Origin of the sequence: Enterococcus sp. 3G1_DIV0629, assembly GCF_002141285.1 — a bacterium.
In the GTDB taxonomy this organism is placed as follows: Bacteria; Bacillota; Bacilli; order Lactobacillales; family Enterococcaceae; genus Enterococcus_B; species Enterococcus_B lactis.
This window is the reverse complement of record NZ_NGLI01000001.1, coordinates 554,228-573,654: the sequence shown is the minus strand read 5'-3', so window position 1 is coordinate 573,654 and position 19,427 is coordinate 554,228. Positions and strand designations below refer to the sequence as shown.

Annotated in this window: 38 protein-coding genes; 5 read left to right on the top strand and 33 right to left on the bottom strand. The window is 35.6% G+C overall.

The features are described from left to right. Positions 1–363 precede the first annotated feature (363 nt). From A5816_RS02910 to A5816_RS02795, 29 genes are all read right to left on the bottom strand, one after another. On the bottom strand, positions 364–576 hold the full coding sequence (locus tag A5816_RS02910) for a hypothetical protein (protein WP_086310659.1): 213 nt from the start codon (positions 574–576) through the stop codon (positions 364–366). Between the two features lie 23 nt (positions 577–599). Then, a complete protein-coding gene (locus A5816_RS02905; RefSeq protein WP_086310658.1) occupies positions 600–836 on the bottom strand; it encodes a hypothetical protein in 237 nt (78 codons plus the stop codon). A 237-nt stretch (positions 837–1,073) separates the two neighbouring features. Continuing rightward, entirely contained in the window at positions 1,074–1,490 is a 417-nt protein-coding gene (locus A5816_RS02900) for an ArpU family phage packaging/lysis transcriptional regulator (protein ID WP_010729117.1), read from the bottom strand. Positions 1,491–1,829: 339 nt separating this feature from the next. After that, a complete protein-coding gene (locus A5816_RS02895) occupies positions 1,830–2,126 on the bottom strand; it encodes a hypothetical protein (RefSeq protein ID WP_086310657.1) in 297 nt (98 codons plus the stop codon). Continuing rightward, on the bottom strand, positions 2,126–2,332 hold the full coding sequence (locus tag A5816_RS02890; protein WP_086310656.1) for a hypothetical protein: 207 nt from the start codon (positions 2,330–2,332) through the stop codon (positions 2,126–2,128). Before A5816_RS02890 ends, A5816_RS02895 begins: the two co-directional genes overlap by 1 nt. After that, positions 2,329–2,532 carry a toxin PIN gene (locus tag A5816_RS02885; protein WP_086310655.1) on the bottom strand — a complete coding sequence of 68 codons (204 nt, stop codon included), beginning with the start codon at positions 2,530–2,532 and terminating at the stop codon, positions 2,329–2,331. The genes A5816_RS02890 and A5816_RS02885 overlap by 4 nt, the downstream gene beginning before the upstream one ends. 19 nt (positions 2,533–2,551) lie before the next feature. Next, positions 2,552–2,872, bottom strand: a complete 321-nt coding sequence (locus tag A5816_RS02880; RefSeq protein WP_086310654.1) for a hypothetical protein — start codon at positions 2,870–2,872, stop codon at positions 2,552–2,554. Positions 2,873–2,964: 92 nt separating this feature from the next. Beyond that, entirely contained in the window at positions 2,965–3,366 is a 402-nt protein-coding gene (locus A5816_RS02875; protein WP_086310653.1) for a hypothetical protein, read from the bottom strand. Between the two features lie 122 nt (positions 3,367–3,488). Continuing rightward, on the bottom strand, positions 3,489–3,731 hold the full coding sequence (locus A5816_RS02870) for a hypothetical protein (RefSeq protein WP_086310652.1): 243 nt from the start codon (positions 3,729–3,731) through the stop codon (positions 3,489–3,491). After that, a complete protein-coding gene (locus tag A5816_RS02865) occupies positions 3,728–3,925 on the bottom strand; it encodes a hypothetical protein (RefSeq protein WP_086310651.1) in 198 nt (65 codons plus the stop codon). Before A5816_RS02865 ends, A5816_RS02870 begins: the two co-directional genes overlap by 4 nt. A gap of 11 nt (positions 3,926–3,936) precedes the next feature. Further along, entirely contained in the window at positions 3,937–4,125 is a 189-nt protein-coding gene (locus A5816_RS02860; protein WP_086310650.1) for a hypothetical protein, read from the bottom strand. Next, complete coding sequence (locus A5816_RS16190) at positions 4,122–4,295, bottom strand: hypothetical protein (protein ID WP_179189685.1); 174 nt, start codon at positions 4,293–4,295, stop codon at positions 4,122–4,124. Before A5816_RS16190 ends, A5816_RS02860 begins: the two co-directional genes overlap by 4 nt. After that, a complete protein-coding gene (locus A5816_RS02855; RefSeq protein ID WP_086310649.1) occupies positions 4,292–4,810 on the bottom strand; it encodes a DUF1642 domain-containing protein in 519 nt (172 codons plus the stop codon). The genes A5816_RS16190 and A5816_RS02855 overlap by 4 nt, the downstream gene beginning before the upstream one ends. Continuing rightward, on the bottom strand, positions 4,810–4,992 hold the full coding sequence (locus tag A5816_RS02850; RefSeq protein WP_086310648.1) for a hypothetical protein: 183 nt from the start codon (positions 4,990–4,992) through the stop codon (positions 4,810–4,812). Before A5816_RS02850 ends, A5816_RS02855 begins: the two co-directional genes overlap by 1 nt. Further along, a complete protein-coding gene (locus tag A5816_RS02845; protein ID WP_086310647.1) occupies positions 4,989–5,378 on the bottom strand; it encodes a YopX family protein in 390 nt (129 codons plus the stop codon). The genes A5816_RS02850 and A5816_RS02845 overlap by 4 nt, the downstream gene beginning before the upstream one ends. Then, positions 5,375–5,524, bottom strand: a complete 150-nt coding sequence (locus A5816_RS16185; RefSeq protein WP_179189684.1) for a hypothetical protein — start codon at positions 5,522–5,524, stop codon at positions 5,375–5,377. Before A5816_RS16185 ends, A5816_RS02845 begins: the two co-directional genes overlap by 4 nt. Positions 5,525–5,526: 2 nt before the next feature. Next, positions 5,527–5,688 carry a hypothetical protein gene (locus A5816_RS02840; RefSeq protein ID WP_002337210.1) on the bottom strand — a complete coding sequence of 54 codons (162 nt, stop codon included), beginning with the start codon at positions 5,686–5,688 and terminating at the stop codon, positions 5,527–5,529. A gap of 14 nt (positions 5,689–5,702) precedes the next feature. Then, on the bottom strand, positions 5,703–6,062 hold the full coding sequence (locus A5816_RS02835) for a DUF1064 domain-containing protein (protein WP_086310646.1): 360 nt from the start codon (positions 6,060–6,062) through the stop codon (positions 5,703–5,705). Then, complete coding sequence (locus A5816_RS02830) at positions 6,059–6,910, bottom strand: ATP-binding protein (RefSeq protein ID WP_002323158.1); 852 nt, start codon at positions 6,908–6,910, stop codon at positions 6,059–6,061. Before A5816_RS02830 ends, A5816_RS02835 begins: the two co-directional genes overlap by 4 nt. A gap of 16 nt (positions 6,911–6,926) precedes the next feature. Then, positions 6,927–7,763, bottom strand: coding sequence for a phage replisome organizer N-terminal domain-containing protein (locus tag A5816_RS02825; protein ID WP_086310645.1), 837 nt, complete (start codon positions 7,761–7,763; stop codon positions 6,927–6,929). 2 nt (positions 7,764–7,765) lie between these two features. Next, positions 7,766–8,452: a putative HNHc nuclease gene (locus A5816_RS02820; protein ID WP_010752310.1), complete on the bottom strand. Its 687-nt coding sequence runs from the start codon at positions 8,450–8,452 to the stop codon at positions 7,766–7,768. A 5-nt stretch (positions 8,453–8,457) separates the two neighbouring features. Beyond that, complete coding sequence (locus A5816_RS02815; RefSeq protein ID WP_086310644.1) at positions 8,458–9,189, bottom strand: DUF1071 domain-containing protein; 732 nt, start codon at positions 9,187–9,189, stop codon at positions 8,458–8,460. After that, the gene (locus A5816_RS02810; RefSeq protein ID WP_086310643.1) at positions 9,182–9,523 is read right to left on the bottom strand and encodes a hypothetical protein; all 342 of its coding nucleotides are present in this window, start codon (positions 9,521–9,523) and stop codon (positions 9,182–9,184) included. Before A5816_RS02810 ends, A5816_RS02815 begins: the two co-directional genes overlap by 8 nt. Positions 9,524–9,578: 55 nt before the next feature. Next, on the bottom strand, positions 9,579–9,707 hold the full coding sequence (locus tag A5816_RS16475) for a hypothetical protein (protein ID WP_256925985.1): 129 nt from the start codon (positions 9,705–9,707) through the stop codon (positions 9,579–9,581). Positions 9,708–9,809: 102 nt separating this feature from the next. Next, positions 9,810–9,983, bottom strand: coding sequence for a hypothetical protein (locus tag A5816_RS16180; RefSeq protein ID WP_159086156.1), 174 nt, complete (start codon positions 9,981–9,983; stop codon positions 9,810–9,812). Between the two features lie 3 nt (positions 9,984–9,986). Next, positions 9,987–10,157, bottom strand: a complete 171-nt coding sequence (locus A5816_RS16175) for a hypothetical protein (RefSeq protein ID WP_179189683.1) — start codon at positions 10,155–10,157, stop codon at positions 9,987–9,989. Between the two features lie 11 nt (positions 10,158–10,168). After that, complete coding sequence (locus tag A5816_RS02805) at positions 10,169–10,396, bottom strand: DNA-binding protein (RefSeq protein WP_086310642.1); 228 nt, start codon at positions 10,394–10,396, stop codon at positions 10,169–10,171. 22 nt (positions 10,397–10,418) lie between these two features. Further along, a complete protein-coding gene (locus A5816_RS02800; protein ID WP_086310641.1) occupies positions 10,419–11,177 on the bottom strand; it encodes an antA/AntB antirepressor family protein in 759 nt (252 codons plus the stop codon). Positions 11,178–11,188: 11 nt separating this feature from the next. After that, positions 11,189–11,380, bottom strand: coding sequence for a hypothetical protein (locus A5816_RS02795; protein WP_086310640.1), 192 nt, complete (start codon positions 11,378–11,380; stop codon positions 11,189–11,191). A 295-nt stretch (positions 11,381–11,675) separates the two neighbouring features. Here A5816_RS02795 and A5816_RS02790 point away from each other — a divergent pair, with 295 nt between their 5' ends. The 5 genes from A5816_RS02790 to A5816_RS02770 all read left to right on the top strand — a co-directional run bounded on the left by A5816_RS02790 (position 11,676) and on the right by A5816_RS02770 (position 15,024). Then, on the top strand, positions 11,676–12,038 hold the full coding sequence (locus A5816_RS02790; protein ID WP_086310639.1) for a helix-turn-helix domain-containing protein: 363 nt from the start codon (positions 11,676–11,678) through the stop codon (positions 12,036–12,038). Between the two features lie 3 nt (positions 12,039–12,041). Next, positions 12,042–12,875: an ImmA/IrrE family metallo-endopeptidase gene (locus A5816_RS02785; protein WP_086310638.1), complete on the top strand. Its 834-nt coding sequence runs from the start codon at positions 12,042–12,044 to the stop codon at positions 12,873–12,875. Between the two features lie 95 nt (positions 12,876–12,970). Further along, positions 12,971–13,459 carry a hypothetical protein gene (locus A5816_RS02780; RefSeq protein WP_086310637.1) on the top strand — a complete coding sequence of 163 codons (489 nt, stop codon included), beginning with the start codon at positions 12,971–12,973 and terminating at the stop codon, positions 13,457–13,459. A 23-nt stretch (positions 13,460–13,482) separates the two neighbouring features. After that, positions 13,483–13,773, top strand: coding sequence for a hypothetical protein (locus A5816_RS02775; protein WP_010728491.1), 291 nt, complete (start codon positions 13,483–13,485; stop codon positions 13,771–13,773). Positions 13,774–13,881: 108 nt separating this feature from the next. Then, positions 13,882–15,024, top strand: coding sequence for a site-specific integrase (locus A5816_RS02770; protein WP_086310636.1), 1,143 nt, complete (start codon positions 13,882–13,884; stop codon positions 15,022–15,024). A gap of 926 nt (positions 15,025–15,950) precedes the next feature. Here the strand turns inward: A5816_RS02770 and A5816_RS02760 are convergent. From A5816_RS02760 to alsS, 4 genes are all read right to left on the bottom strand, one after another. Further along, positions 15,951–16,211, bottom strand: coding sequence for a hypothetical protein (locus A5816_RS02760; RefSeq protein WP_002289617.1), 261 nt, complete (start codon positions 16,209–16,211; stop codon positions 15,951–15,953). 185 nt (positions 16,212–16,396) lie between these two features. Next, positions 16,397–16,894, bottom strand: a complete 498-nt coding sequence (locus A5816_RS02755; protein ID WP_002293167.1) for a GAF domain-containing protein — start codon at positions 16,892–16,894, stop codon at positions 16,397–16,399. Positions 16,895–17,022: 128 nt separating this feature from the next. Next, positions 17,023–17,733: an acetolactate decarboxylase gene (gene budA / locus A5816_RS02750; RefSeq protein ID WP_002313570.1), complete on the bottom strand. Its 711-nt coding sequence runs from the start codon at positions 17,731–17,733 to the stop codon at positions 17,023–17,025. A gap of 12 nt (positions 17,734–17,745) precedes the next feature. Further along, a complete protein-coding gene (alsS, locus tag A5816_RS02745; RefSeq protein ID WP_010732274.1) occupies positions 17,746–19,410 on the bottom strand; it encodes an acetolactate synthase AlsS in 1,665 nt (554 codons plus the stop codon). Positions 19,411–19,427: the final 17 nt, after the last annotated feature.

Here is a 19,427-nt window from a genome sequence, read left to right as displayed (position 1 = left end):
GTGTACGGAGTTCATTCAAATTAAAGCAACCTACACACAGGCAAGTCTAATACTTCCTGCGCCTACCCACTTCCTCAATACCTCGGTTGCTAAAAGTCACTGGCAAGGAATCGAACCTTGCATGAATAATCTTACCGTTTAATCCCTCTTTAGAATTACATAGTTCATGTCCAAATATTGTTTAAGGTGTCGCCCAACTGGTTCGCAAGATTATCTTACGTTGGGACTGTACTGCGATCATCCTAAACCGCAATATTTAGATGTTTACAGGTTCTTGCTACTTCGACCTATATAAACACTAAACCTAAAGTCGATTATTCTACGTGGTAGCGTCTACCCTTTCCGCCACAGTGACATAATTAATTACCTTACTTTGATAAAATTAGACTCATACTTCAATAAATTGTAACAGTACTGAAGACTTGCGTATGCTTCATCATATGTTAAGTCTTCTTCTTTTAATAATTGAGTTAGTTTTTCTCCAACCTCTTTAACGCTTGATCCAAAAACTTCTTCTGGTTTATTGTTGCGTTTGAATTTACTCAAATAATGTTCTCGTGTACTTTCTTTATCCATTCGTTTTCCCTCCAATGCATAAATTAATTAGTTAATTGTTGCTCATTGATCTGGAGAGCTATTTCTTCTTCTATAAGCTCAACGATCTTCCTTTTTGTCGAATTTAATTCGAACTTATGATCCATTAAAGTAAGCTTTATGTTCTTAATCTTTTCACCTTCGAATTCTTTGATAATATCTTCGATTCTTTGGTTTACTAAAATAGCTAGTTGATCAATTTTTTCGGAAGCATTATTCATTTTATATACCCTCCAATACATAAATTAATAAACAGCAACGGATGATAGATAATAAGAACAATTTAGAAGGAGTTGAAATTCACATCCTTATTCTTAATATTTCCGCTGCTGTCTATCGAAGCTTAATTAAACGATGAGGGAGATTTCCTCCCTTACATTTTATTTTGTCGATCCTGTTTCCTAATCTTTCGACACTATCATAATATCACGTTAAAACACTCAAAAACCCTACACTATCCCTACAAAAACCCTACAAAATCAACGATACTGAACTAACACACCTTTTTTGTATGCTTCTGCAAATTCGATCAACGCGATAGATTTCAATTTTTCTACGTTCTTCTCTCCATATCCTCGTATCAATTGACCTATTTCATAATTAGAGTGCTTATTAACGTCACAGAAGCTGTAGTAGAGTATCTGACGGCTAATCAGACTAAGAGCCATCAAAGCCGCTAAAATCGCATCTCTTTCCGCTTCTATATCCATCATCTGAATAATCGCGTCTTCTGTCTTATTGCCATGCTTCGGTGCCTTCGGCATATCGGTTATGATAGGAGACTTAATATCTATCAAAGAGCGACCTGCCATCCGCTCCAAACGCCGAAAGTTCTTCAGCACATCTCTCGCATTACATCTTGTCTGTTTGAAATCTACCTCTCGTAACAATTGCATCAAGTCAAACCGCTCCTTTATGTGATATAATAAACTTGTGGAATTTATTAGAACAGTCGGAGCGATCCGGCTTTTTTATTTGCCTTCTTTACGACCTTCTTCTTTCCCGATAAAGTAACCTAGCATTAATGTCATGATCCAAAAGATAACTCCTACAATAATTTTTACTAACATTTCGTTTCCTCCTCTATTAAATCTAAATCTTCAGTCATCTCTCGCATTACATCTCGTCTGTTTGAAATCTACCTCTCGTAACAACTGCATCAAGTCAAACCGCTCCTTTATGTGATATAATAAACTTGTGGAATTTATTAGAACAGTCGGAGCGATCCGGCTTTTTTATTTGTCATTGATTAGTTCCATATCCACCAATCTCGCTACAGCTAAATTCTCTTTGCTTTTCGCTAGCCACTTATCGCATTCCATCGTGTTTTCAATGCGAATGATTGCTGAGTGATTATAGACATACTCTACATATCCACGAAACGGATAGATGAACTCTTCTGCTTCACAGCGAACCATGTCACCGACTTTGACTTTTGGTTTCTTACGTTTTTTAGGATTCTTTGTCGGCATATCTAGCATTAAACCGCCGATACCATGACTACTAGCGTAGAATCCGTCTTTTAGTTTCATTACTCTACCTCCTCGTGATCGACAGTGACCAGTTCATATACTTGCGTTAATCCACCAAGTCGTTGTGAAACTCGGTTAGCTTCTTCGAGGCTATCAAACCATCTCGCGTTTTGAAGAAAATCTACAAGGATTACCGTATTATTACTTATAGAGCGTTCGTCACTTCTGTAAAATTGATTCCCGAACCTTACTACATAAATCTTCATTCTGTTTCCTCCCATTTACGATCATCATTTAATATCGAAATTCCAAACTTACGAATAGCCTCACTTGCATCAGCAACACACTGACTCAAAACTTTATATGCTTCTTTTACAGAAACTCCGTATTCTTTTTCAAACTTCGCCTTCAGTGCATTCAGTTCTTGTTCTCTTAGTTTTGCTACTCTGCGGTGTCTGGTGTTCATTCTGAGACCTCCTCGAACATCAAATCAAACAGTTATCCTTTATACTTAAGTCATTGTGTAAAGACTCTAGATAGATTTTATTGGCTAAGTCATGAATTTCACATAGGTCTTCTGTGTGCATGATTGAAAAGGCTAATTCATTAATAGTCGTATCATCTGCAATTTCTTCTAACCACTCAATAGGTTGTACTAATACATTGCCTGCAAAATCTGTTACTCTTGCAAATTCTTCACCCGCTAGTGTTGTAAAGTAATTAATTGTAACTACCTCGCCTTTGTGCCACTGCTTATACCCATTTAATACTGATTTTGTCAGTCTAACTTTTTGTCTTGGTTTCATTAGGATTCCCCCTTAACTTGCAAAATAGAAAATTCAAACTCTCAAACTGCTATACAACGCTCTTGATAACTTGCACGTAAGTTGCAAGCTTATCATTCCATCTCTTCCTCAATATGACATACTTCAATTGCAGGCATTTCTCCGTATTTTATCTGCATATACATAGTTTTTTCATTTATCGATCTGATAACTTTTTTTCTGCCAAATCGGTGAATTAAATCTTTAACTATCCAAACTCTCTCATTAAACATAGCAAGAGTTCTTTCTTTGGTATTACACAACGCTACTTCTATGGCATGGATTGGCAGTGCTAATAATCTACTACCACTTTTTAAATCAGAAAAAACAATTTCTATGCCACCATTTTCTTTCTCCATGGGCACTATAGAAAACTTAATTCCATCTATTTCGACAACATGCCCTACAAATTTATGATAGCCATCTTCACAAGCCAACCAAACATACATTTCTTGTGGATCGATACTGACACTCATTTCTCTTCCTCCTTTAGTTTGCTGTCTCTGACGTTTACGAAATCACTCTTTAAAGAAATCTTTCCATGTTTTAATTTTTTCAAAATCTCGTGATAGATACTTTAAGAAGCTCCAAATTTCACTTAGTACTTTGACCAAAGCAATCGACAATTCTCTGAAATACTTTTTCCTTCCGCTTCCTCCTCTAGGACGATTATTAACTCATCAGTATCTTCGCAACGTATTTCAAAAACATCTCTATGTGAAAATCGTGTAAAAACTTCTTCACGTGAATAATTAATGCACTCACCTTCATCAGCTGTACGCACCCAAAAAGCCGTACCGTTACCGACAATATCTAGCAACTCTTTTACTGTTATAATCATTCCGCTTCCTCCTCAATCGTCCAAGCATTTGTAAACTCATCTAAGTATGCTAGCTCATCTTCATTTAAATACCCATAACCCCATAAGGATTCTAAAAGGTCATCCTTGGAATATCCTCTAAAGTCAAGCCTGAGACCGCTTAGGATGTGTACACAGGTTGTATTTCCATAAAACTTGATTGTGTATGTTTTCATTTCTATTTCTCCTAAGCCATCTCTTTTTTAAAATAAAATGTTGTTTTAACACAATCTTCCAAATCTAGCTTTGTGTCACTTAATACACGAACTCCTTTAAAAGATGCGGTTTCGAAATATACATCTTTTGCTTTCAGCCTGCCATCTTCTAGCCCTTTTGCTATTTCTGTAAATGGTACTGGTGTATAAATATATTTCATTCCGCTTCCTCCTCGTCGATCTCTATCTCGACATCTCTGCCTTCTAAAATCTGTTTGGTATCAATACCTTTTGTGGTCAACGCCAAACCGCCATCTTTTCGTTCAGCAACAATGCTAATTGCAATTGCCTTTGTTCCGTCTGGTATATGGAGTATTAGATGTCTGCTCATCCTTCTACCACCTCTTCCACTGTTCCACCAATCGTTTGAGCGGTGCGCTCAGCATCTGATTTCGAATCAAACATCTTGATCTCTTTATTGCCATCAGGGATAATCAGCGCACCTCTTCCTTGATATTCAACGAAATATCCTTCGCCTAGTTTAACTCTGTACATAGGTTCTTTCTCGACCTCGTAGCCAACAAAACAAGCTTTCTCGAAATCATAGCGACAATAAGCTTTTTCAAAGTATTCGCTCAACTTGTCTAATTCTAAATCACGAGGCAAATTAGCTAAGTCCCCGTTATCGTGCAAATCTCGTATAACATCACTTGGCGAACACTGCATTTTATTTGTCCAGTCAACGAGATCAGCTACAAATTGTTGAATAACTGGCTTCTGCGGTTCGTCTAGTTGTTTTATTATCGTAATACCTGCATTTATACCCTCGTTATAGCAAGCAGCTCTTGCATCATTTCCTATCGTTTTAATACTTTCTAACTTTTTGATTGCTTCCTGTTTATTCATCACTGTTCCTCCAAAAGCTTATATTCTCTTGTTTGTTCTAACAGCCCATATTTCACTGCTAACTTATATAAAAGTCTGGTTCTGTAGTTTCCGTTTTTCCACATGTTTGGTGAAACAACATCATGACCATGAAAGATATATACAGGTTCAGTCGTTTTTTTCTTTCGTTGCCTTTTGTTCATCGCTGTTCCTCCAATAACTCTGGATTATCGTAGATGTTTCCGATGACTTCATACGTGTATTCTTCAAACAGCTCTGTGTTAAAAATTCGATACTCTAAGTCTTCATCAACAGTGGCACAAACTAATCCCGAATGTCCTATTGAATTTTTGACAACACAAACTTTATTATCTAAATAATCGAATCCATTTTGCACGCTGATTGATACTAGATCTCCCTCAAAGATCTCCACCCCGTTCTTATCTTTCAATCCTGTGGATTGCATGAGCTTTAAATTACACATTTCAGGTCGCATAAAAACGTTTCGTAAATTATGGCCATTCAATAGTCTTTTCCACGAGATCATCTTTTTATCAATAATGTGCCACGCTCTAAACTTCGGTATCATTTGCCGCCCTCCATACTCTCAAAAATAGCAATAGCTTTCTCTATGCCTTTTCTTTCTTCGCCAGTAGCATATACATTTAGATAGAGTCTTAAGTGACTAATAGCTTTCCTGATCGATATTCGTTTCATTGCTGCTTTCTTATCCACGCTCATTCCTCCAATCTACGAATTTCCCTTCTTAAATTCTCTATGTGTAAATCGATTGCCTTTCTCGCCGTTTCATTGACCATCACTGCCTTTGTTCGTTCCAGTTCATCAATCTCACGCTGAAGGCTTCGAATACGCATTTGAATCACTTCTTCTGTTGTCATGATGGACCACCTCGTTAAAAACGCTCTTCCTTGAACCTATTCCGATATTTTTTAGCTAAAATCAACGGCACTTGATATTGATGACAGAACAACTTTGCCTTGATCTTAAAGTCTTTTGTCTGTATTCCTTTAACATCTACGACTTTTACAAGTTTGCCGTTTTTATAAAATGTGAAGTCAGGAATATACTCGATCTTGCGATACTTCTTTCCATCTAGTTCAAATTTCGGCATCAGCTCAAATCTTTCCTGAAGTTTTACTTTCCAGCCGTTCGCTTCAGCTTGCCACAAGGCTAGATCGTAATACTCTGCTTCCGCGATAGAATCAAACTTGATACCTCGATGAACAGTTTTTTTATTACGGTATTTATTCATGCGATACTACCTTTCACTGGTTTTATGCGCTTGTCTGCTGTTTGTTGGAATTTCAGTGCATAACCTTCTGAATTCTTAAATATCCTAGAAACAATTCTTTCGCCGTAGGCTTCTCTTAGTTCAGGACCAGATAAGTTTGTTGTGATGATCGTTGCCTTGTTCTGTCTGGCTTCTAAGAGCGTGTTTAACGTGTTGTTTGTAAACTGCCTACTATTTGATACCCCGCTACCTAATTCAGCTCCAATATCGTCAAAAACCACCAAATCAGTTGTTTTAATATCGGCTATAAGTGATCCTTCAATTTCTTTTCTCAGTTCAGCATTGTTATAAGAAAACTTTATTTGCTCTAATAACTCTTGATAGCTTATAAAAAGTATTTTCTTGTCATAATTTGAGCGCTCAAGTATTTCCCAAGCTGTAGCCATTGATAAGTGGCTTTTTCCGCTTCCTGATTTCCCTGATAGAATGAAATGTGCAGGATGGTTCAGTAGGACATCATTTACATAGCTTTTAGCTCTTTCTAAAGCAATTTTCGTTTCTTGGTCCACTACGTGATAATTCTCCATTTTGCATTTAAACAAAGTTTTATCTGTTAATACCGAACCATTTTGAAAAAAACTCAACGCTCGTGCTTTTAAGCTGTCGTTATATATCCGTTCGGTCTGTATATCCTCTTTCACACGTAACGCTTTATAACCACAACTCATGCATGTTGGTTTACAACGTTCTGAACCATCCTTATTTTTAGCTCGCCAACTATACAAAGGTTCGCTACATTCTGGACATTTTCCACTTTGCACTAATACTCTTCTTATTAGCTTCTCCATAGCATTTGCTAGGCTTTCCATGTGATGCATCTCCTTTTTAAATTGGCAAGTCGTCATATTCACTAGGATTACTGTACTGTAGTTTTTGACTTTGCTTTTTATGATTCTTCTTGTCTGCTTTGATTTCGAATTTGAGCTTCTCAAATTTTTCTCTCAATTTCTTAGCACTTCTAATATTTCCAAACCAAAATTCATTTGTAGGTAGCCAATTGATCACATACTCAATCGCTTCTATAGATGCTTTATCTCTTTCTTCCATCAACCTGATTGTGTCTGCCCATTTTTCGATATCTACTTTATTCATTTCTTTTGGAAAATCTTCCGTTAAATTACTTTGCAACTTTTTAGCAAGGCGTAAGTGTTCGTCAGAATACTTACCTTTCTTTTCTTCTTTATCTATATCTATATCTTTATCTTCTTCTATATCTTTATCTGTACCGTCACGTGACGTCACGCTAACGTCATTTTCCAATTTGAGACGTTCCTGTCTCTTTCTTTCTCTGTATTTACGGTTTCTTTCAGCATTTTTTAGCCTTACTTTATCCATCCCCTCGATATTTTGATGTTTTTCCCAATTACTGATGGCAATTAGTCCATCACTGCCTAGATCAATCATGTTGAAATTTGCCAATGTAGTTAGCGCTAGGCGAACCGTATTTACGTTTTTGCCGAACAATGTAGCAAGCATTTCTTCGGTATAAGGCATGTTCCTCTGGATGTATATCAGACCATCGTCGTTAGTCTTTCCTGCTAAGACTAGTAATCGAATCCATATAACGATGATGGCATCCGACTCAGGAACAGCTTGGATTAATCGTATTTTTTCATCGTCAAACATAGTAGTTTTAAGTTTGATCCAACTTATCTCAGCCAAATTTATCCTCCTATCCTTAACTTTTTAATCGTTTCATGACTTAACTTGATTCCTTTGATTTGATACTTATTTTTGAAATTGGTCACACCTATTTTGTGTTTCTCTGTGTGATGGATTCTGCAGAGTGCTGCAAATGTGTACTCTGAATGATCAACTTCTTTGCGCTTTCGTCTTCCTAGCGCTTTGTCAAAGTGATCGATATCGGCTCCTGTTTTGCCACAGATGCAGCAGACTCTTTTTGTGATGCATTTGTAGAAGTAATATTCTTGATTCGCTGGTAAAATCTCATAGCCTTCTTTGAAAGGAATATGGTGTTCAAAGATGAAATCTAAAATGATATTTGCTAAGACATTAGCATCACTCACAGTTGTATTCGATTCATCTTTCAGGCTTATTTTGCGCCCTGTGACGCCTTCAAAACGGAAGTAGAAGAATTCCTTCCAGAAGTCCGTTGGCATGCCTGTATCGATGAAAATATCGCCTATGAGTGCATAGATGAAGTTTCGTTGCTGTACTGTGAAACGTCTAGGATCAATAAAACGAATTTCAATGACTCGATCGCCATCATATCCGTCGTACATCGTCTTCAAACGTTCGATGTTCACTTCTTCATTGATGGTTGCCCCTATGTCTTTTCCTTTGAACTTTTTCAGAACCGCTGAATATGAATCGATTAATGGTTTAAACACTCATATCACTTCTCTTTTGTTTCGTCTCTGTACTGATCTTCAAGCCAATTAACGCCTCGTTTTAGAATGCCCAAGTCTCTCTTTGTCCATTTACTGTCATCAGCGGTTATAGAAGCTGCATCAGTCAACGCAACAATTGCTTCATCAATTGATTTCTCGTACTTGTTAGCAACCAGTTGTAAAGCATCCAAGAATAGCTTTTTGCTTCTTTGAGTAGCTGGTTCAAGCATCGAGACGTCTTCTGGCATATCTTCACCAGCAAATATATATAGCCCTAGCCCAAACATCGCTAGATTTTTTACAAGACAGCGCATGATTGTTTTATTGATATCAAACATAGTTGCTGCTTCACAAGTACGATCAATATAGTTTCCTGTCCAATTTTTATCTTTATATTCTTTGACTTTGTATGTGTATGGTTCATCTTTCATCGCCTTATTCGAACTATCCATGACAGGTAACCACATTTCACGTTTGATACCGTTAACTGTGATATTGGTAAAAACCATGTAACCTGTTTTCTTATCAAAGATATACGGCAGATGTGTTTCTGGATCATGATAGATTTCATAATCTACTGCCTCACACACTTTGCTAACTTCTGCCCAAGCCCATGCCCACGAAAGATAAGTGAGGTTATTTCGTTTTTCAGTAACACCTTTCACATTTATTTTGTATAAGCTATTAAAAAGCGTATTATCACTTCTATTTTTCAAAGGTTGTTCCTTTTCACTCATCAAATTCTGCCTCCATTTCAGCAATGTATTTCTTACCTGGTCCGTAATAAGAGATATCGATCAAGTTATCCCTTTCGTACTCTTCTAATGCATCAGTCAAGCCATCTTCGATGACGTAAATATATTCAGGTTTGTTTGAATGTTTTGATAGATGTATAAGATAAACATGATCCCAAATACTCACAAAATTTCCCAAGTCATCTTGATCACATGCTAGTTCTTCATCCGTCAAAAGATTTCGTCTGATTTTTCGATTATTTGTTTCCTTGATATTCGATTTGCCCCAACTAGGATCAGTCAAATATTGATCTAGAGTGGAAAGTTCTTTTTCCATGTGGTAACATCTCCTTAGATGTATTTTCTTTGTGACTCTATGCTTGCCGGCGGAGTCACTTTTTTATTTGTTGCCATGCTTTTTGCTTTTCGATATGCTGCTTGCTTAAAATAATAGGACGGCTATTTGCCCACCAATTATCAGCCATCACTTTACCGATTTTTAGCGCTTCAACTCTATTCATCCTCTAACAACTCCATTTGCTTAATAATTGTCATCGTCGCTGTAGAAGGCATCCAGTTATTAATAAACTCGATAACATCATCGAGTAGAGGTACTGCTAAATTCAATAGATTTGTTTCTTCATCTCAAATTTCACAGCTTGATACCGGCTATGCCCCTCCGCAACTAGATGAATTTGATTAGGAAATTCTCCAGTTTCTTTTACAAATTCTTTGATGAGATCATTAAAATTTTCTTTCAATTGTTTTTCGTTTATAGTCATTAAACTTTTTTTCATTAGTCAGTCCCTCCTGACTGGCTTTTTCGCTCTGTACTCAGCTTCATCAAGCCCCATAAAAATCCAGACCATGTAAACGATTGTCCCTATCAACGCTTGTTTGCTTCCCCAAAGTCCTAAAGCGTAGATGATTAGCGGTGCGCTGAACACTAATGCTCTGTTGAATTTACCCATGTTTTTCCTCCTTAAACTTTATATTTCGACATGAATTCATCAATATCTTTGATGTCATATTTCGGACGACTGTTTTCACCGAATATGATTACTTTCAACCCTTTTTTTACCCATTCGTTAATAGTTCCTGCTGACGTTCCTGTATAACGTACTGCTTCTTTCTGATTCAGATAACGTTTGGGTACATAGCCAACAAGTAATGAATCTAGATCATTTTTATTGATTAGTTCTTGCGTCATTTGTTCCCCCTCCTACCGAATTCTATTTTTCTTTCCAAACTCTATACTTAATAGCGAAATCCTTAACTACAGATAGATAAATTTCTTTTAACCTTTTATCACTTTCGATTACATCTAATTTATTTGTCTTATCTCGCTTAGATTTTGAAACACCTTCGCCAGCCATACGATTACGTAAATTGGTTAATCTAGTTTTGAGAGAAGATCCAGCTCTACGATCAACTTCTTCATATATCGCTGTTTGAATTTCTTGGTAAGCTCCGTAGCCTCCTTGCACCTGTGCCATTTTATTTACAAGATTCCGACAATCTCTACGCCAATCAGTAGTATTCAACGCCACAATTTCAGTAATATTGTCCATTTGTGTTGCTAAACGTTTTGTCTCTAACTCTTGTTTAGCTACTGCATTAAATATTCCTTGGAACATTTGAAGCTCTGGACTTAACTTTGAAGTATCAAGTAATTGTTGTTTATATTCTTTTTCTACTTGAATAAAATATTGACGCGCTTGTTTTCCTTTTTCTGTCCGTTGAATCATTGAGATTTCTTTTGCCATGTCGAGTTTCATAGCATGATCAATATAAGTTGTTGCATTGCCTTGAGCTGTTAGTCTTTTTTGACTAATAGTTAAAAAATCAATATTTTCAGCAAATCCATATTCAACCATTCGATCAAACCATTTTGTATACTGCGTACCGACTTCTAAAAATTCATGTAGTTCTCTACCACTTACTAACTGTTCATCACGCTCATTTGTTGTTACTTTGATTAGTTCTTTCATTCGTTTTCCTCCTATCTAATCTTGTAATCAGAGATAATTTGTAGAACTACTTGATTAGATTTTTTATTTTTCAATTTTCCGTTCAGGTAATTCGCCATATCTTGTGGTTTCATTCCATAAACAACAGCTAAATCATGGATTGAGATACCATTTTCTTCTATGAATTTAAGAATTTTCTCTCTTCCTATATCCGTACTCGGCATATTTTTTACCTCCTAATAAATATTGGTGTAAGAAAATTCAACAGAACTTTGTATTTTCCGTTGACATGGAGTTAAAAGTTTTGTACTATCAATGCATAGAGAAATAAGCATATAACAAAGCCTTTTATTTGCAATCGGTCGCCAAACTAACGCTTATATAGGTCTGTTTTTTACTACGCTTTTTTTCTGTTGAATTAACTTACAGGAATAGAATAATACAATACTTTAAACTTGTAAAGAGTTTAATACAAAGTTTTGTATTATATAACTATTCCAAAAAGGAGAATACAGTTTTATGACTTTATATGAAAGGGTTTCTGATCTAGCAAAAAAACAAGGACTATCCGTTTTTGATTTAGCTGATAAGCTTAATTTAAGTAGGAATTCCATTTATTCATGGAAAAAAAGTAGTCCAAAAGCCGAAACTTTGCAAAAAGTCGCGGATTATTTTGATGTCTCAACTGATTATTTGCTTGGCAGGACGAACGTCCCTAACCAAATAGAGGATGTTTCTGATGATAATATGGATCCATTGGTTTATTACCGAATGGACGATACCGACATGTCTCCAGAAGATATGGAGGAAGTTAGAAGACAGATTGAATTTGCGGAAAGATTAGCAAGAGAACAAATTCGTAATCGCAAGGGTGGGAACTAAAATTTGAAATATTCAAATAGAAATGAGGAACTTACAAAAGATGAATATTTAGAAATTACATCATACGTATTGCCGCTGCAAACTAAAGTAGGTGAGTATTTTAATCTCCAAATAAAAGATTTGAGATGGCACCATTATGTTAAGTATTGTACGGAAAAATTAGACTACGAAATTTTATATTATGACTATGGTGACACAGCATCAAAATTTATATCTGGAAGAACTAGGTTAATTGATGGTGTTGTCTCCATTATTGTAAATAAGAACCATACACACAATTCTGGAAGACAACATTTCACAACTTTACATGAAATAGCTCATGGTTTTTTACATTTAGAAAAGGGAAAAATAGACAAAATATTTTTCAGTGCAAAAACAATTCCAGCTCCTGGAGATAAACGTTCTGAAACAGAAGCGGATGTCTTAGCTTCTGTGATGATGATTTCTGACAAGTCAATAGCTGAGGAAATGAAAACAAAACCAACATTTGCTGGATTGTGTTTTAAATTTGAATGCTCATACGCTAATTTACTGATGAGACTTAAAAATTATTTAGTATTTAATTTAGATATGAATAAAAACTTTGCTTTAAAGTTAATTTTAGATTATCGAGATTATGATGATACAACTATATGTGAAGTAATCAACCATCTTTCTTCTTTTAACTATTATTATTTTCATACAAACATATTTCAAGGAATAAATGCTTTAGACTATGAAACTGCTCTAATCATAGTCGATACTTATATAAACTATACTAAAAGCATTATGTCAGATAAGGTAAAAGAAATAATAGCATCATCAGTTATCTATCAAACTCAATTTATTAGCGCGTAAATTTTTCACAAAAAAAGCCCGTGCGACAACACGGACTCATACCTCATTTCTGAGATCACAAATATATTATAACAAGAAGTGAGGAATGAGTAAAAATGAAAAAGAAATTTATCCCTTTAGTTATTCTTGCTGCTTTGTCATTAGCTGCGTGTGGTAGTTCGGATAATTCTTCAAGTGCAAATAGTAGTTCAAAAACTTCAGAATCTACTACTGTTAGTTCTGCTGAATCAAAAAAAGATTTACCTTCCGAAGATCAAGGAACTGGAACAATGTATTTATCTGGTCCTGGAGGTACAACAGAAAATGGAGAAACTCTTACTATTTTTGATGATGGAGATACACAAGTAATGCAGATTGGCATGGATGTTAGCGAGTTAGATGGAAATAAATTATCCTATATTTATATAGATGGAACACTATCTTCTAAAGAACAGCTGTCAACTGGACAATCTACTTTGGATTTAACAAAAAAATATTTGACTCCAGGAAGACATACTATAAATCTTGTTCAATACGATAATAATAATGAAGATGGATCCATTATTACAAATAAAGTAGCTAACTATGAAGTTACTAAAAAATAAATATTAAATATTGGAGAATTATTATGGCAAAAGCATCTAAAACTCAACAAGCATTAATAGAAAACGTTCTAGACTATGCTTCAAGTTTTAAAAGAGGTAACGTACAATCTGTGTCATTCAATATCCAAAGAAAAATTAGCAGCAGTGCAGTTTCTTCTATGGACGATAAACTAAATGATACTTTAAATACTATTTTACATGGGTTACAAGAAATGGATTATGAAATCATAGATATAGCAGTTAATTCGATGCAAGTTAAAAATCCATTGAGTGGCATGTCCTTAAACTTTAATTATACTATTTTGATCAAATAATAAAAACACGCCCCACCGACCAAAGCGAGCGTGTTCTAAGAAAAAACAAACCTACACAATAGGCTTATTTATAGTGCTTATTGTATCAGAGAAAGAGAGTTGATTCAATTGGCTACATTTGAACAGTATAAGAAAAAGAACGGAGAAAAAGCGTGGAAGTTCCAAGCTTATTTAGGAATTAATCCAGAAACAGGAAAGTCTGTTAAAACTACTCGTCGGAATTTTAAAACTCAACGTGAAGCAAAATTAGCGCTCGCAAGATTGCAAAGTGAATATGAAGACAATTTATTAAAAAAAGAAAAGCCAAAAACCTATAGAGACGTATATGATTTATGGATGACTGAATACAAAAGAACAGTACGAGGATCTACATTGTTAAAAACAGAAAGAATTTTTAAGAATCATGTGTTAGAAGAGCTCGGAGACATATATATTTCTGAAATCACCCCTATCAAAATTCAAGAACTAATGGATAAATGGGCAAATAAATATGATACAGCTTCTAAGATGATGAATTATACAGGACTAGTATTTAAATATGCCGTTCGATTTGGAATGATTGAGTCCAATCCAACAGATTCTATCCGTAAACCAAAAAGAAGGAAAAAAACTACTACTAAAGAACCGTTTTATGATAAGAAGCAATTAAAATTATTTCTCGACGCACTATATGAGCAACCGAATATCAAAGTTCAGGCTTTTTTTAGATTACTTGCCATGACTGGTATGAGAAAACAAGAAGCAGGTGCTCTCGAGTGGAAAGATATAGATTTTAAAGCCAAGACAGTCAATATTTGTAAAGCTGTTACCAGAACAGCTAACGGACTAGAAATTGACACAACTAAAACAGTTGGATCGAGCAGGATTATTTCAATTGATCAAAGCACTTTAGACAAGTTATCTGAATGGAAAGAAGTAGCACTTCCCCCATCTGATGATTGGTTGATTTTCGGTCAAACTAATGCTAAAAATCCACACGATATAATGAGCCTTGATACATCACGAAAATGGCTTTTAAACATCCAAGATGAAATGGATAAAAAACAAAAGAAAAAACTTCCTAGAATCACCGTACATGGCTTCAGACATACTCAAGCTAGCTTATTAATAGAAATGGGCGCCTCGCTAAAAGAGGTGCAATTTCGATTAGGTCATGAGGACATCCAAACTACTATGAATACTTATGCTCACGTATCTAAACTTGCCAAAGAACAATTAGCAGATAAATTCAATCAATTTATTGATTTTTGATTTTTTGGCATTCAAAATGGCATTCATTTAAGAATACTTATTGATAAATCAATGTTATAGCGACTCCCGCCGTCTCCATATATGTATGGTTGAGACTAATAGATACTGTAAAAAACGTTGATAAATCAACGTTTTTTTATTTTGGCTTAAAATAAATTTGAATTTTTTGCTTTTTATTTAACAATTAGAATTTCGCGTATATTGCCACACTTAGTTTTTCTTCGTCAACAGTCTTTCCTTCAATAATTTTCTTTATAGATTTATCCGTTTTAACTTTATTAGTTCCTATAAAAAAATACCAATCAAAAATTACCATAAATAATGAGTATCTATTTAGAAAACATTAGAAATAACCAGTAAAATGAACGGCTAATTGTACTTTTACTGGTCATTTATAGAATTTTTTTAAGGAGATAGAATATTATTAATACGTGACACTTCCATTTATGTCAAATGTTTTGGCCCGCTCATTACTTTCAAATCGAAGAAAATACGTGCCAGAAGTTAATGAACTTGTGAAAGTACCGTTGCTAGTTCCAGAAAAATTCCTAGAAGAAACTATAGTTGAGCCTATCAGATTCTGCCGTGCAATAGCAACATTCAACACAGTAGATGCTCCAGCACTCCGTCTAGTTTGATTATGCCTAACAGTATACGAACGTGTAGTTGAAGTAGACCAAAAGGACTTTAGAGATACCTTATATATAATCTAAAAGAAGCGAAGGAGAATTTCTGACAGTGAAGCAAACGAAACTAGTTTTTATATACTGAACTAGATTCAGGTTGTATAGAGAATCAATTAAAGAAAATTTACAATTATTGTGCCACTTAAAAAGAAAAGAGACATATAAAAAACAACGCCAACTAAATAAAGTGCCTTCAAAAGCTTGGACTCCTCGCTTTTGAAGGCACTTTATTTAAAATCTTTATGAAACTAAAGTATGTTCATATTTATTGCTGTAATTATATAGATATTCTGTCGTTTCCAACTCATAAACGTGAGTGTATTTTGCCACTACTTTTCCGCATTTTTCTAATATTTCATTGCGATCGACGTCATGATATTCGTCTACGCAGATCACAACACAATTTTCTAATTTACTGATTACTTCTCCAACCACTTTTTGTTTCAAGCCAATAGGTTGGCAAATATATTTTTTCCCTAAAATGATAGTTTCATTATTCATATTTCATCCATCCTTAATGTGTTTTTCATTATTTAAAATGATAATACCATTAAAATATGATTATGAAAACCAATAACACTTGTGATTTTATAAAAAAATAAAAAAACCGAAAAACAGATATGTTCACTGTCTTTCCGGCTCTTTTTATTTTTGATTTCTCTTCTTTTTTGTTTCAATAGTCAATTTTAATTATTAATAAATGAAAAAGCATTTATATTAAAATTTGCTAATAAAAGATCTACATATTTTTCTAGAAATGCTTGATCGATTTCATCGTACCCTTTCGTTACTCCGCAATCGATATCTAAAACACCGATTAAATGACCTTCTTTTACCATTGGTACAACGATTTCTGATTGTGCGGCTGAATCACAGGAAATATAATTTTCATGTTTTTTGACATCGTCAACGATCAATGTCGCTTGTTTTTCAGCTGACTCTCCACAAACTCCTTTTCCCATCTTGATACGTGTGCAGGAAACTCGCCCTTGGAACGGTCCTAAAATCAATTCATTACCATCAAATAAATAGTATCCTGCAAAGACGGTCTCAGGTAAAGTTTCATTCAGCAATGCAGATGAATTTGCTAAGTTTGCTAACCAGTTATCTTCTGCTTCTAATAATCCTTGTTGCTGTAATAATAGAATTTCGTATGCATCTTTTTTCTGTTTTTCTGTCCACATGATAAAAACCGCTCCTTTTTAATCTATGGAAAAGATTATAGCTCAGTTTTTTGGTAAACGCTAGGTTTGCTTCTCAAAAAAGCGAGATACGTTAGGTTGTTTACCTTAAACGCATCTCGCTGTCTTTTTTATTCTGCTTGTTGGATTTCTGCTGCTAAATCAGCATAATCAATCGTTTCGTGAACAAAAGTCGGATCATCAACTGGAAAGTGCTGTACAAGAGAAGAGATTCGGCTGATTTCCACGTTTCCTTCAGTTACTTCAAAATCCATTACATGTCCGCCAAATGTATGTGTATCATCGATAAAATGCAGATGAAATCCCGCTGCAGCAACACCTTGGAATAATTCAGGCGTAAAGAACCCAACTAATGTTCCGTGAATGTTGCTTTGTTGGAATTCTGGTTGAGACTCTGAAATTTTCGCTAGTCTTCGATAAGGCTTTTCTTGTTTCGGCATGATACGGATATGCATGTTTTTGAATAATCCAGTTATCTTCACTGCTAAAAATAGATTTTCCCCATCTTCTTTTACTAAGATGTCTTTTTTCAATTGTTCTCCATCTGCAGATTCTGAGACAGAAAAACTAGTATCTGGCGTAAAATCTGTAATTGCTGCATAGGGGGTAAGTTCACTTCCATCTAATTGGACAACTGAGCCATCTGATCTTCCTTGATAAGCTACGCCATCTAAAAAGATGACTTCACCATCAAGTCCATGCAATGTTCCCAATCCCAGAGTTCCTTTTTCCAATATGTGAGCAATCGTTTCTGTTCCATCCATCAAGCCGGCCATCAAAGCTCCTAATGTCCCGTGCTGGTATAAGATTTTTTCAGTCATGTCGACACTTCCTTAATAGAATTGATCTGGTAAGATTGTTTCTCCCAATTTCTCATTATCACGGTAATCGATCGGAATATCAATAATTACGGGTCCTTCTGTCGCAAATCCTTCTTCTAAAGCTTTTTCTAATTCCTCTACACTTGTAGCTCGGATCCCTTTAGCACCAAAAGCTTCTGCATATTTCACAAAATCAACTGGACCAAAGTCTACACCTGACGCCCGTTGATATTTCATTTTTTCTTGGAACTCTACCATATTGTAGTGTCCATCATTCCAAATCAAATGAACGATATTCAATTTTTTACGTACAGCCGTTTCTAAATCCTGGGCAGAGAATAAAAATCCCCCGTCGCCGGAAACTGATACGATTTGTGTATTTGGACGCACCAATGCAGCAGAGATTGCCCATGGCAATGCAACACCAAGCGTTTGCATACCATTACTGAATAACAAATGACGAGGTTCATAACTTCTAAAGTGGCGTGCCATCCAAATATAATGACTCCCTACATCTACGGTAACAGTCATATCATCTGTTACTTTTGACTGAAGCGTGTTAATGACTTCTAAAGGATGTAAGATACCTGCTTCTCCTTTTGATTGAACAATATCCCGCTCCGTTAATTTTGCTTGAAGAGATGCTAAATATTCTTTTGCATCTTCTGACACTTGTTGAGGCTCTAATGAACCTGTCAATAAATCAAGAGTGGCTGAGATATCACCGATCAATTCTCTTTCAGGCTGCATAAAAGGATCGATTTCAGCTGGCGCTTCATCGATCACAATGATCCGCGCATCTTTTTCTGCGTTCCAGTTTCTTGCTTCATATTCGATTGGATCATAGCCAATTGCAATAACTAGATCACTACGTTTCAAAAGCATATCGCCTGGTTGGTTTCTAAACAATCCCACACGACCAAAGAAATGCGCTTCTAATTCACGTGAAATCACTCCTGCTGCTTGGAATGTCTCTACAACAGGCAATGCTGTCTTTTCAACTAATTGTCGGATAGCTAATGTTTCTTTTTCACTTGATCCCCGCATACCTACTAATAATACCGGTAGTTTTGCTTCCCTGATGCGTTCGGCTAAATAACGGATATCATCTGCAGAAGCAGAACCTAATTTAGGATCACTCAATGGCTTGATGATATTACCTTGAACTGGCGCATCCACTACATCTTGAGGAATGCTGATAAAACTCGCTCCTTTTTTTGAGCTCTTAGCCATACGATAAGCATTGGCAATCACTTCTGAAATTGTTTCCGGATCTTGGATTTCTGCACTGTATTTTGTGATTGGCTGGAACAGCGCTGCATTATCCATGCTTTGATGGGTCAGCTTCAATAGATCGCTTCGTTTTACTTGCCCGGCAATTGCTAAAACTGGGTCTCCTTCTGCTGTCGCTGTTACCAAACCTGTAGCTAAGTTACTAGCACCTGGACCACTTGTTGCGATAACAACCCCGGGTTCTCCTGTGATACGTCCGATTGCTTGTGCCATAAATGCAGCATTTTGTTCGTGACGAGTTACGATTAATTCAGGACCTTGATCCTCTAATTCATTAAATACACCATCGATTTTTGCGCCTGGTATACCGAATACATAATCAACGTGATGGTTAATCAAACTTTCTACTACAGATTTCGAACCTTGTTTCATTTTTTCAGCCATTGAACATCGTCCTTTTT